Source organism: Paraburkholderia sp., from assembly GCF_035501035.1.
In the GTDB taxonomy this organism is placed as follows: Bacteria; Pseudomonadota; Gammaproteobacteria; order Burkholderiales; family Burkholderiaceae; genus Paraburkholderia.
The window spans coordinates 26192-38020 of sequence record NZ_DATJWR010000440.1 but is presented as its reverse complement, the minus strand read 5'-3'; the positions used below and the strand labels follow the sequence as shown (position 1 = coordinate 38020).

The 11829-nt window shown below is 65.7% G+C and carries 10 protein-coding genes; 5 read left to right on the top strand and 5 right to left on the bottom strand.

The window, feature by feature from the left end; genetic code table 11:
• Both VMJ11_RS31115 and VMJ11_RS31110 read left to right on the top strand, forming a co-directional pair.
• Positions 1-730 (top strand): porin (locus tag VMJ11_RS31115; protein WP_325624754.1); only part of this gene is annotated, 730 nt, incomplete at its 5' end.
• Between the two features lie 239 nt (positions 731-969).
• Positions 970-1398 (top strand): DUF6232 family protein, encoded by a 429-nt coding sequence (locus VMJ11_RS31110; protein ID WP_325624753.1) that lies wholly within the window; start codon positions 970-972, stop codon positions 1396-1398.
• Between the two features lie 31 nt (positions 1399-1429).
• Here VMJ11_RS31110 and VMJ11_RS31105 read toward each other — a convergent pair whose 3' ends face one another.
• Positions 1430-3883 carry a glycogen/starch/alpha-glucan phosphorylase gene (locus VMJ11_RS31105; protein ID WP_325624751.1) on the bottom strand — a complete coding sequence of 818 codons (2454 nt, stop codon included), beginning with the start codon at positions 3881-3883 and terminating at the stop codon, positions 1430-1432.
• Between the two features lie 675 nt (positions 3884-4558).
• On the opposite strand from VMJ11_RS31105, the gene VMJ11_RS31100 reads away from it, so the two are divergent.
• Positions 4559-5911, top strand: a complete 1353-nt coding sequence (locus VMJ11_RS31100; RefSeq protein WP_414694530.1) for an MFS transporter — start codon at positions 4559-4561, stop codon at positions 5909-5911.
• Between the two features lie 87 nt (positions 5912-5998).
• On the opposite strand, the gene ltaE is transcribed toward VMJ11_RS31100, so the two are convergent.
• On the bottom strand, positions 5999-7003 hold the full coding sequence (gene ltaE / locus VMJ11_RS31095; RefSeq protein WP_325624747.1) for a low-specificity L-threonine aldolase: 1005 nt from the start codon (positions 7001-7003) through the stop codon (positions 5999-6001).
• Positions 7004-7173: 170 nt separating this feature from the next.
• Entirely contained in the window at positions 7174-7905 is a 732-nt protein-coding gene (locus tag VMJ11_RS31090) for a peptidoglycan DD-metalloendopeptidase family protein (RefSeq protein ID WP_325624746.1), read from the bottom strand.
• Between the two features lie 276 nt (positions 7906-8181).
• Here VMJ11_RS31090 and VMJ11_RS31085 point away from each other — a divergent pair, with 276 nt between their 5' ends.
• Together VMJ11_RS31085 and VMJ11_RS31080 are read left to right on the top strand one after the other, a co-directional pair.
• Positions 8182-8502, top strand: coding sequence for a hypothetical protein (locus VMJ11_RS31085; protein ID WP_325624745.1), 321 nt, complete (start codon positions 8182-8184; stop codon positions 8500-8502).
• A gap of 131 nt (positions 8503-8633) precedes the next feature.
• Positions 8634-9443, top strand: coding sequence for a DUF2968 domain-containing protein (locus tag VMJ11_RS31080; protein ID WP_325624744.1), 810 nt, complete (start codon positions 8634-8636; stop codon positions 9441-9443).
• Positions 9444-9858: 415 nt separating this feature from the next.
• Here the strand turns inward: VMJ11_RS31080 and VMJ11_RS31075 are convergent, their stop codons facing one another.
• Positions 9859-10185 (bottom strand): DUF4148 domain-containing protein, encoded by a 327-nt coding sequence (locus tag VMJ11_RS31075; protein WP_325624742.1) that lies wholly within the window; start codon positions 10183-10185, stop codon positions 9859-9861.
• A gap of 211 nt (positions 10186-10396) precedes the next feature.
• On the bottom strand, positions 10397-11806 hold the full coding sequence (gene gndA, locus VMJ11_RS31070) for an NADP-dependent phosphogluconate dehydrogenase (protein WP_325624741.1): 1410 nt from the start codon (positions 11804-11806) through the stop codon (positions 10397-10399).
• Positions 11807-11829 lie beyond the last annotated feature (23 nt).

Genomic DNA, 11829 nt, shown 5'->3' with positions numbered 1-11829 from the left:
CTGGGCATACCACTTCAACGACATCGACCAGCTGACCTCGAGCCGCATCAACAACTCGGTCAAGTTCCAGAGCGTCAACATCTCGGGCTTCACGTTCGGCGGCCTGTATGGCTTCTCGAACACGACCTCGTTCGCCGGCGCTCCGTCGAGCAGCTCGACCTCGTCGTCGCGCGCCTACAGCTTCGGCGCGAACTATGGCTACGGCCCCTTCAGCCTCGGCGCTGCGTACACGAACATCAACTACCCGGGCTCGGCCACGCCGGCATTCTCGACCACGATCGCCAACCTGCCGCAGACCACGCTGCAAAACCTGCGTTCGTTCGGCGTGGGTGGCCGCTATATCGTTGGGCCCGCAACGTTCTGGGCCCTGTGGACCAACACGCTGCTCTCGCCGATCGCCGGTTCGTCGACGCTCTACAACGCGTATGAAGCGGGCGGCAAGTACGCCTTCACGCCGGCTCTCTCGGGCGCACTCGGCTACACGTACTCGCGCGCCTCGGGCAGCGCGACGGCCCACTGGAACCAGATCAACGCATCCGTCGACTACGCGCTCAGCAAGCGCACCGACGTCTACGGCCTCGTGACGTACCAGGACGGGTCGGGCACGCTCCCGAACGGCCAGAAGGTCCAGGCGCAGATCGGCGATTCGACCTCGAGCATCTTCGCGCCGTCGGGCACGGGTTCGCAGGACCAGGTCGCGGTGCGCGTCGGTATCCGCCACAAGTTCTAAGCAGGCCAGGAAGCAACAGCGGCCGGCGGCTCGCGCCGCCGGCTCTGCAATGCGCGCCGCAGCTTTTTACACTGCGCGCCGCGCCTTACCGGACGGGGCATCCCTTGGGATGCCCCGCTTTTTTTGACCGGCTCGCCAAGCGCATGTGCGCGCCCGGCCGGCCTGCGACGTTGTGCTCGCCGCCTTCTTGAGCGCGCTTCTGGTACGCTGCACTGTTTCCCCTCGCAGCTCTCGAACCGATGGAACTCCCTTTCAACGAAGCCGGTGTTTCGGTCACACGCAGCGCACTCTCCGCCGGGGGCCAGGTCTTTCCCATGCGCGACATCGAGGACGTACGCATCGTCATCGGCAGACGCAATCGCGTCGTGCCCACCCTGATCTCGCTGGCCGGCGTAACGCTCGCAGCGGTGGGTGGGGCCTTCGGCTCGGCGGTGGCCCTCGCGTGCGGCGTGATGTTCGTCGTGGTGGGCTGGCTCGCCTGGATCTGGCAGGAGGCCATACACCGGTTCTATGTCGTGACAGGCGGCGAGCCGCGCGAGGCGCTCTCGAGTCTCGATCGCGCTTTCCTCGATCGCGTGGAGCAGGCTGTGCGTGCCGCGCGGGCTGCACAATCTGCACAATCAGCGCAGACAGAGCCTGGCTCGACGCGACGACCCGCTGCGCCCTGAGGTTCCTCGCACGCCGCGGGCCGCTTCGTCTTCATTCCATCTCGATCGACTTCACGTGCCAGATGTCGCGGGCATATTCCGCAATGGCGCGGTCCGACGAGAATTGCCCCATCCCAGCCACGTTCTCGATCGCGCTCGCGGTCCACGCCGGCACGTCGATGAAGCGCTGGTCGGCGGCGTCCTGCGCTTCGACAAAGGCCGAGTAGTCGGCCAGCACGAGGTAGTGGTCGCCCCAATCCACGAGCGTGTGGAAGATGTCCGTGTAGCGCGCTGCGTCGCCCGGTGAGAAGAAACCCGTGCGGATCTGGTCGAGCGCGCGGCGCAACTCCGCGTTTTGCTCGTAGACCTCGCGCGGCCGGTAGCCCGCGCAACGCAGCGTATCCACCTGATCGGACGTGTGACCGAAGATGAAGATGTTGTCCTGCCCCACGGCCTCGCCAATCTCGATGTTGGCGCCGTCGAGCGTGCCCATCGTGAGCGCGCCGTTCAGCGCGAGCTTCATGTTGCCCGTGCCCGACGCCTCGGTGCCCGCGGTCGAGATCTGCTCGGAGAGATCCGCTGCCGGAATCAGCAGCTCGGCCACACTTACGCCGTAGTTCGGCACGAACACTACCTTCAGGCGATCGCCCACCACGGGGTCGTGATTGATCTTTGCGGCCACGTCGTTGATGAGGTGAATGATCATCTTCGCCATGCGGTAGGCCGAAGCGGCCTTGCCCGCGAACAGCACGACGCGCGGCACCCAGTCGTGCTGCGGCGCTTCGAGTATGCGGTTATAGCGCGTGATCACATGCAGCACATTGAGCAACTGGCGCTTGTACTCGTGAATGCGCTTGACCTGCATGTCGAAGAGCGCGTCGGGATTGAACGCAATGCCCGTGCGCTGGTGGGCGCGCTGCGCGAGGCGCGCCTTGTTGCTGCGTTTGGCCGCGCGGAACGCGGCTTCGAACGCCGCGTCGCCGCGCAGCTTGCGCAGCGCGCCCAGCTCGAACAGATCGCTGCGCCAGCGTGGCCCGATCGCTTCGTCCACGAGGCGCGCGAGCGGCGGGCTCGCGAGCGAGAGCCAGCGGCGCGGCGTGATGCCGTTGGTGACGTTCGTGAAGCGCTCGGGAAAGAGGCGCGCAAAATCGCCGAAGATGTCGCGCGTCATCAGTTGCGAGTGCAGCTTCGAGACGCCGTTCACCTTGTGGCTCGCCACGATCGCGAGATAAGCCATGCGCACGCGGCGCTGGCCGTATTCGTCGACGAGCGAAATGCGGCGGATCAAGTCGAGATCGTGCGCGCCACGATCGCTCGCGTCGCGCAGGAACGCCGCGTTGATGTCGAAGATGATTTCGAGGTGGCGCGGCAGCAGGCGCGCCAATAGTTCGACATCCCTGGTTTCCAGCGCTTCGGGCATCAGCGTGTGGTTCGTGTACGAGAACACGCGCCGCACGTGGCCCATCGCTTCGTCCCACGGCTGGTGATGCACATCCACCAGCAGGCGGATGAGCTCGGGAATGGCGAGCACGGGGTGCGTATCGTTCAGGTGCACCGCGACCTTTTCGGAGAAGCGTCCGAAGGTGCTGTGCGTGCGCAGATAGCGGCGAATCAGGTCTTGCATCGTCGCGGAGACAAAGAAGTATTCCTGGCGCAGACGCAGTTCGCGCCCGGCCATTGTCGAATCGTCGGGATAGAGCAGGCGCGATACGTTCTCCGAAATATTTCGTGCTTCGACTGCGCGTTGATAGTCGCCCTGGTTGAACGCAGAGAGGTCGAGTTCTTCGTCCGCGCGCGCGGACCATAGTCGCAGCGTGTTGGTGGTACTCGTGGCATAGCCGGGAATTACCGTGTCGTAGGCCATGGCATTGACGTGCTGGGTGTCGACCCATTCCACGTGGCCGTCGCGCTGCATGGTGCGGCCGCCGAAGCGCACCGGATACTGCACCTCGGGACGCGGAAACTCCCACGGATTGCCGGAGAGCAGCCAATAATCGGGCGCCTCGACCTGCTCGCCGTTCACGATCTGCTGGCGAAACATGCCGTACTCATAGCGAATGCCATAGCCGAAGCCCGGAATACCGAGTGTCGCCATCGAGTCGAGAAAGCACGCCGCGAGCCGCCCGAGGCCGCCGTTGCCGAGCGCGGCGTCGGGCTCGTAGTCGATCACCGCGTCCATGTCGATGCCCACGCCCGCGAGCGCCTCCTTCATCTGCTCGTGAATGCCGAGCGCGAGCAGCGCGTTCGAGAACGTGCGGCCGATGAGGAATTCCATCGACAGGTAATAGACGCGTTTGACGTCCTGGTCGTACTGGCGGCGCGTGGTGATCATCCAGCGCTCCACGAGACGGTCGCGCACGGCGAGCGCAGCGGCGTGCAGCCAGTCTTGCGGGCGGGCCGTCACGGCGTCCTTGCCGACGCCGTACATCAGGCGGTTGGAGATGGAGCGGCGCAGCGCCTCGACGCTGCTTTGCAACTGATCGAACTCGAGACCGACGGCTGTCATCGATGAACTCCTGTCGACCCACACTCAGCGCTTTAGCTGTCGGCCGGAGTTCGTGCTCTAGCACTTACTCCGGCCCCATGCAGAGCACTTTGTGCAGTCCCACGCAAAGCACAAGAAAAGAACTGCGCGCCCCCAAACGGTGCAAGGCGCGCGGTTGTTCTGGGACTGCGCCACGCACGGGCGGGATGCAAGGATGACGCATCGGCGTCGCGATATGAAGGGCCGGCACGACTCGCCGGCGAGCGCAGATCAGCTTGCAGAGTAGTGCATTTTTAAATGGCGTGCGGCGGCGCCGCAGGCGAGCGCAGGGCACAGCGACCCACCACACCAGACACCCCCACCCACCTCTATGCCCTGCCGTCCGCCCGGTCCGCCAGCGCCAGCGCCAGCGCCACGCAACGCGGCGTGGCGTTGCGTGGCGTTGCGGGCTTGGCTGGGCTGGGCTGGACTGGGCTGTTAGTTGCGATATTCGCACATCACATGTTCCGCATCAGTACGAAGTCTTACAGACAGCCCACACTATGAAGTAGTCCCTGCAAAGCCGGGCTAGCTCTGCAACAATCTCAGGATTCGTCCGCGCGGCCTTGCGCCGCGGCCTTCATCGTCCTACCTCCCGAGATCGTCTTGTCTGAAACCCGTTCCGCGCAGCTCGAAGGCGAGCGCGCCGACGCCCCCATGTCCGCGAAGCACCGCCGCGCCATGGGCGCCGTGATGCTCGCCGTCGCGCTCGCGACACTCGACACCGCCATCGCCAACACCGCGCTGCCCGCCATCGCCACCGACCTGCACGCGGCGCCCGCCGCCTCGGTGTGGATCATCAACGCCTATCAGCTCGCGATGGTCGCCACGCTGCTGCCGCTCGCCGCGCTCGGCGACATCATCGGCCACCGGCGCATCTATATCAGCGGGCTGGCGATCTTCACGGTCGCCTCGCTCGCCTGCTCGCTCGCGCCCACGCTCACCGCGCTCGCCGGCGCGCGCGTGCTACAGGGCCTCGGCGCGAGCGCGATCATGAGCGTGAATACGGCCTTGATCCGCTTTCTCTACCCGCCGCACCGGCTCGGGCGCGGGCTCGGCATGAACGCGCTCGTCGTCGGCGTTTCGTTCGCCGTGGGTCCGACGATGGCTTCGCTGATCCTCTCGGCAGGCACTTGGCCGTGGCTCTTCGCGATCAACGTTCCGCTCGGCGTGATCGCGCTCGTGTTCGCGTTGCCCGCGCTGCCGCAGACCGCGCGCGGCAAGCACGCATTCGATCCCGTGGCGGCATTGCTCAATGTGATCACGTTCGCGGCACTGATCTTCGCGCTCGGCGAGGCGGCGCAGCAGGCGCCTGGCAAGGAAGTGGGCATCGCCGCCGTGATCGCGCTCGTGTTCGGCGCGCTGCTGATCCGGCGCGAGGCCGGCCACCCGGCGCCCATGCTGCCCGTGGATCTGTTTCGCAGGCCGGTTTTCGCGCTTTCGTCGCTCACCGCCATTTGCTCGTTCGCGGCCCAGGGCCTCGCGTTCGTCTCGCTGCCGTTCTATTTCGAAACCGTGCTGATGCGCAGCCAGGTCGAGACCGGCTTTCTGATGACGCCCTGGCCCGTGGTCGTGGCCGCCGCCGCGCCCATCGCGGGCCGGCTCTCCGACCGCTATCCGCCGGGCCTGCTCGGCGCGATCGGCCTCGCCATACTCTCGGCGGGCATGGCGTCGCTCGCGCTGCTGCCCGTGCACCCCTCGGTGCCGGACATCGTCGTGCGCATGGCGATCTGCGGTGCGGGCTTCGGCTTTTTCCAGTCGCCCAACCTGCGCGCGATCATGGCGAGCGCGCCGCCCGAGCGCAGCGGCGGCGCGAGCGGCACCATCGCCGTCTCGCGGCTGCTCGGGCAGACCACGGGCGCGGCGCTCGTGGCGCTGTGCTTCGGGATTGCGGGCCGACATGGCCCAACGCTCGCGCTGGGGCTCGGCTGCGCCTTTGCGGGCGCAGCGGCCATTGCTAGCGGCTTGCGGCTTTTCGCGCCGTCGCACCGGGCGGTGCAGCGCGGGTAAAGCGGGAACGGAAGCGGGAATAAAGCGGCGGAGGCAAGCGCCCGAGCGCAGGCGCCTGGCCGGCGCGCCCCGCCGCCCTTCAGTCGATCAGCGCGCGAAGTAGCCCTTCACTGCCGCCACGAACGTATCGATATCGGCCGCCGATACATCGAGGTGCGTGACGAAGCGCGACGCGTACAGCATCTGCGTGAGGATGCCGCGCTCCTTCAGATACGCCTCCAGCGGCGCGCAATGCTCCTGCGGGAACTGCACGAACACCATGTTCGTGGCCTGCGACATCACCTTCACCTGCTCGATCTGCGCGAGGCCGGCGGCAAGGCGCTCGGCGTTCGCGTGGTCGTCGGCGAGGCGCACGACGTTGTGGTCGAGCGCGTAAAGGCAAGCGGCCGCGAGCACGCCCGCCTGGCGCATGCCGCCGCCCAGCACCTTGCGCCAGCGATGCGCAACGTCGATCAGCGCGCGGCTGCCCACGAGCACCGACCCCACCGGGGCGCCCAGGCCCTTCGAAAAACAGATCGAGACCGAATCGAAGCCCGCCGCAAGCGCCGCGAGCGACTGGCCCGACGCAACGGCCGCATTGAACACGCGCGCGCCGTCGAGGTGCGTGGCGAGCCCGCGCTCGCGCGCGAGCTGCGTGGCCTTCGCGACATAATCGGCCGGCAGCACCTTGCCGCCGATCGTGTTTTCGAGCGCGAGCAGGCGCGTGCGCCCGAAGTGATCGTCGATCGGCTTGATCGCCGCGGCGATGCGTTCGAGCGGAATCGAGCCGTCCTCGGCATTGTCGAGCGGCTGCGGCTGGATGCTGCCGAGCACGGCCGCGCCGCCGCCCTCGTACTTGTAGGTGTGCGCCGCCTGGCCGACGATGTACTCGTCGCCGCGCGCGCAATGCGCCATCAGCGCGGCGAGATTGCTCTGTGTGCCGCTCGGGAAGAAAAGACCCGCCTCCTTGCCCGCCTCCTGCGCCACGCGCGCCTGCAGGCGCAGCACGGTCGGGTCGTCGCCCCATACGTCGTCGCCGGTTTCGGCGCGGGTCATGGCGGCGAGCATGGCTTCGCTCGGACGGGTGACGGTGTCGCTACGCAGGTCGATCATTGCGATGAAATCCTCGTGGAATCCTCGGGTTGGCGCGCGCGGCTTCATGCGCGGCGTGAGAACCTTCGAGTGTATTTTCAAACCGCGGGGCAGCGCAATGCCGCAGGAGGGTGCCGGGGAGCACGACCACCCCGGCGCGGCGCCGTGCAGCGCCAAGCAAGCCGCGGCGGCTAGCGCGCAAGCAGCGGCAGCGGATCGACGGGCTTGCCGTCGCTACGGACTTCGAACTGCACGCCGGCGACGCCACGGTCGTCCACGCCCATTTCCGCGATCGGCTGGCCTTGCGAAACGGCGTCGTCTTCCTTGACGAGCAGCTTGCCGTTGTGGCCGTAGGCCGTCACGACCTGGTCGTTGTGCTTGATGATGACGAGCGGCCCATAGGCCTCGATGCCCGTGCCCGCGTAGACCACGCGCCCGGCAGCGGCGGCCTTGACCGGCTCGCCGGCCGTGCCGCCGATCACGATGCCAGTGGACTTGCCCGGCACGAAGCGCTGCAGGATCGGCCCGCGCGCGGGCCACGCGAGCACGATGGAGGGCGGCACCGGCGCGGGCATCGCGACGCCGGCTGCGGCGGCCGCGCCACCCGGCGCCTGCGGCACGGGTGCATAGTTCGGCGGCGGCGCGACGCGCAACACCTGGCCTGGCAGCAGTTGAACGTTGGCGCTGGGTAGCTGGTTCCAGGTCGCGATGTCCTGCGGACGCTGGCCGAAGGCCGAGGCGACGCGCGAAAGCGTGTCGCCGGGATTGACGCGGTAGTAGCCCGCGGGCACGCCGCTCGTCGTCGTCATTGGCGCGTTGGTCGACTCCGTCCAGGGCGGGAAGGGGCTGCTGCAGGCGCTGCAAAGGAGCGTGAGCGCGGCCAGCGCCGCATACGTGCCCGGGTTTCGCCGTTCTCGGTTCATCGTGCTGTTCCTCGCTTGGTCCTCGCGTATGGCGGAGATACGCATATTGGATGCGCGGCGGGCCGCAGGCGTTCGCTTGCGCGCCACATTCCGCAATCCAGGCCGGAATTGGCGAACGTCCCTCATTATATCGCCCATGCTCTGACAGGCTTTTTTCAGCGTCATGTGCGCCCTGCCTACGTTCGCGCAGGGGCTCGCCTATACTGGATCAGGCATGATCCGATAATCAGATGAAAGGCCTCTCGCTGCAGTCCCACGTCCCTGAGGGATCCGAGAATGAACAAAGCCACCTTTGTTTCGCTGCAGCTGAACGTCGAAGATGTCGCGGCGTCGACTGGCCTCGTCGAATTGTTGAACAACCACCTCATCTTCGCGGCCGACGTGGCCGAAGCCGCCGACGAACTGGTGCAGCACGCCAGCATCGCACGGCTGTCGGGCGCCACCGAGGCGACAGTAGAAATTCCCGCCGTGGTCATCGAGCGTTTGCGCGATGCGCTCGACACGCTGAGCGGGTATGACGAAACGTGGCTTTTCGCGCTCGAACCCGGCCGTGCGCTGTTCGATGACATTGCACGCCGGCCTCGCCTGCTGCACTAGGAGGCGAACCCGGGGCGGACGGCACCCCACCCGCGTTGCCCGCCCCGTTTAGCCTGCGCGCCGGCGCAAAAGTCCCACGCAGTTGCGCGCGGATTACCTTGCTTTTGGTGCGCCAATCTGGGGGAACCGCCGTGAAGTCCATTCTGAACCGTCGTAGCGCCGCATTTCCTGGCGGCCCCTCGCTTCTCGTCGCGGTGACGCACAACGCTGCCGCGAAAAGCGCTATCCCGCGCGACGCCGTCGCGCACACAGCGCACGAAGCGCGTGCCGCCGATGCGTCGCCCGATTCCGTCGCCGACGTCGAGCCGCGCTCGGAACCTGCTGCGGGCGCGACCCTGCCGTATGAAGCCTCCGGTGGTCCTCGCCCGGTGTCCACGCTCCACGCCGTGCCGGTCATGCCCGCGCACATGAACGGCCGCCCGGTGCAGATCGCCGACGGCGCCGCGTTCGAGGCGCTCGCCGCCGCCGACGAGTTGATGACCTTCCGTGTCTACCGCTGTTTCGCCTATACCGTGAGCCTCTTCTTCCATCCGGTCACGCTCGGCTACTTTGTTTCGCTGCACCAGGACGGCGTGCTGTGGCGCGCGCTGAAGGCCAACGACCTCGACGCGGCCGGCTCGGCGTTCCATCTCATGCAGGACCAGGCAACGCGCCTCGCCGACGGTGAAATGCGCCGTGCGCAGCTCGTCGCGCAAAACGCGGAGCTCACGCGGCTGATCGAGGAATCGGAAGCGCAGGCCGAACGGCTGCGGGTGGACTTGCAGCGGCATGCGGAACAGGAGCAAACGGTGACGGGCCGCCAGCATCAGGTGCGCAAGGAAGTGGCGCAACTGGAGGCGCAGCGCGTTGCCGCCCAGGCCCAGTTGAACAAGGCGCACCGGGCGTTGCATCAGCTCAAGGTCACGACGAGCGAGGGTGTGCCCCACCTGCATGCTCGCTGAAGACGCGAAACGGGAGCCCAAAAAAGTACGGGCCGGTTGAATACCGGCCCGTGCTGGACTGCCTGCTACCTGACTACCTGCTGCAACAACATACTGCCTACTGCTACTGCAAGGCTGCACCTCTCACTGCGCCAGCCCACTTCAACTACCTCTGCAACAACTCTCTACTCTCACTGCTCACTGCAACTTCCTGGTACCGATTGCAACTTCTACCGCAACCTCACACTGCTATTGCGACTACACACTGCGTACTGTCACCACTTACTACAACAACGAACTGCGACTACTCACTCCGCACTGCGAAAATTCACAACGCCTTCAAACTGCGAAGACTTGCTGCAACAACGAACTGCGACAACTGACTACAGGGGGGTTCGTACTGGAGCCGCCTGCACCGGCCCCGTTCGGTCAAGGCTTAGTGGCCGAAATACACCGACTGTTGCGGGGCGATTTGTGCCGGTTGCACGGCTCCGCCCGACTGCGACGTGCCTACTGCCGGAGCGCCGTAACCGCTGGTGTCACCACTAGCCAGCTTTTCCTGGGTCACGCGGGCTTCGGCGGCCTGCAGGTTTTCCGGGTAGTTCACATAGTCAGCCGACGGCTTATAGCCGGCATGCTCGAGTTCGACCAGTTCCGCGCGCACCTGAGCGCGGGTCAGGCCTTGCTGGCTCGATTGAGCGAACGAGATTGCCGGGATGGCAAGAGCGGCGGCAACGACAACTGCGGGGATGAGCTTGTTCATGATCGGACCTCCATCTGTTTTATTTCCACTTCGAACACCTTGTTCGTCAGCGGTTGAATACAGTGTATGCGTCCGATTGCCCTAGGGAAAACCCTTATTTATCAAAACACCTTTGCGATTTCAGCAACAAAAAAAGGTGAGTCCGAGGGACTCACCTTTCGATTCCAACAAAGACCGCAATGACTATACGGTTTTCTATCTTGCGATTTTCTTACGACCAGTCAGCGTGGAAGCTGCCCGGCTTGTCTATGCGCTCGAACGTGTGAGCGCCGAAGAAGTCGCGCTGCGCCTGCACGAGATTGGCCGGCAGACGCTCCGACCGATAACCGTCGAAGTACGCGATCGCCGATGAGAACGCCGGCACCGGCACGCCCGCCGCCACCGCCTGGATCACCACGTCGCGCAACGCCGCCTGATAGTTGGCCGCGATCTCACGGAAATAAGGATCGAGCAGCAGATTGTCGAGCTGCGGGCTCTTCGCATAGGCGTCCATGATCTTCTGCAGGAAGCGCGCCCGGATGATGCAGCCCGCGCGGAAGATCTTCGCAATCGTGCCGTACTGGAGATCCCACTTGTACTCGTCGGAAGCCGCGCGCAGCTGCGCGAAACCTTGTGCGTACGAAATGACTTTCGAGAAGTACAGCGCGCGGCGCACCGACTCGATGAAAGCCTTGTGATCGCCCGTGAACGGCTTCGCGTCGGGGCCCGCGAGCACCTTGCTCGCGGCCACGCGCTGCGTCTTCAGCGACGAGAGTACGCGCGCGAACACCGACTCCGTGATGAGCGGCAGCGGCACGCCAAGGTCGAGCGCGTTCTGGCTCGTCCATTTGCCCGTGCCCTTTTGTGCGGCGCGGTCGAGAATCACGTCGACGAGGTCCTTGCCCGTCTCCTCGTCCTTCTTGCCGAAGATCTTCGAGGTGATCTCGATCAGATAGCTGTCAAGCTCGCCCTCGTTCCACTCGGTGTAGACCTTGCCCAGTTCCGCGTTCGAGAGGCCGAGCACCTGCTTGAGCACCGCATAGCTTTCGGCGATCAGCTGCATGTCGCCGTACTCGATGCCGTTGTGCACCATCTTCACGAAGTGGCCCGCGCCGTCCGGACCCATGTACGCGACGCACGGCTCGCCGTCCGGCGCCTTCGCCGCGATTTCGGTGAGGATGGGCGCCACGAGATCGTAAGCGTCGCGCTGGCCGCCCGGCATGATCGACGGGCCCTTGAGTGCACCCTCTTCGCCGCCCGACACGCCCGTGCCGATGAAGTGCAGGCCCGCCTTCGCGAGCTCCTGGTTGCGGCGGATCGTGTCGGTGAAATGCGTGTTGCCGCCGTCGATCAGGATGTCGCCCTTGTCCAGCAACGGCTTGAGCGCGGCGATGGTGTCGTCGGTGGCTGCGCCCGCCTTCACCATCATCAGGATGCGGCGCGGCTTTTCCAGCGAGTCGACGAATTCTTCGAGCGTGTAAGCCGGCACGAGCTTGCGATCCGGATACTCAGCGATCAGCTCGTCGGTTCTCGCGCGGCTACGGTTGAACACCGAGACAGAATGGCCGCGGCTTTCGATGTTGAGCGCGAGATTGCTCCCCATCACGGCCAGGCCCACTACGCCGATTGGCTGTTTGCTCATGTTGATTCTCCACTTCATTCATT

Coding starts and splice junctions, on each gene's coding strand:
- VMJ11_RS31110 (WP_325624753.1), top strand. CDS start 970: ATGGAACTCCCTTTCAACGAAGCCGGTGTTTCGGTCACACGCAGCGCA.
- VMJ11_RS31105 (WP_325624751.1), bottom strand. CDS start 3,883: ATGACAGCCGTCGGTCTCGAGTTCGATCAGTTGCAAAGCAGCGTCGAG.
- VMJ11_RS31100 (WP_414694530.1), top strand. CDS start 4,559: ATGTCCGCGAAGCACCGCCGCGCCATGGGCGCCGTGATGCTCGCCGTC.
- ltaE (WP_325624747.1), bottom strand. CDS start 7,003: ATGATCGACCTGCGTAGCGACACCGTCACCCGTCCGAGCGAAGCCATG.
- VMJ11_RS31090 (WP_325624746.1), bottom strand. CDS start 7,905: ATGAACCGAGAACGGCGAAACCCGGGCACGTATGCGGCGCTGGCCGCG.
- VMJ11_RS31085 (WP_325624745.1), top strand. CDS start 8,182: ATGAACAAAGCCACCTTTGTTTCGCTGCAGCTGAACGTCGAAGATGTC.
- VMJ11_RS31075 (WP_325624742.1), bottom strand. CDS start 10,185: ATGAACAAGCTCATCCCCGCAGTTGTCGTTGCCGCCGCTCTTGCCATC.
- gndA (WP_325624741.1), bottom strand. CDS start 11,806: ATGAGCAAACAGCCAATCGGCGTAGTGGGCCTGGCCGTGATGGGGAGC.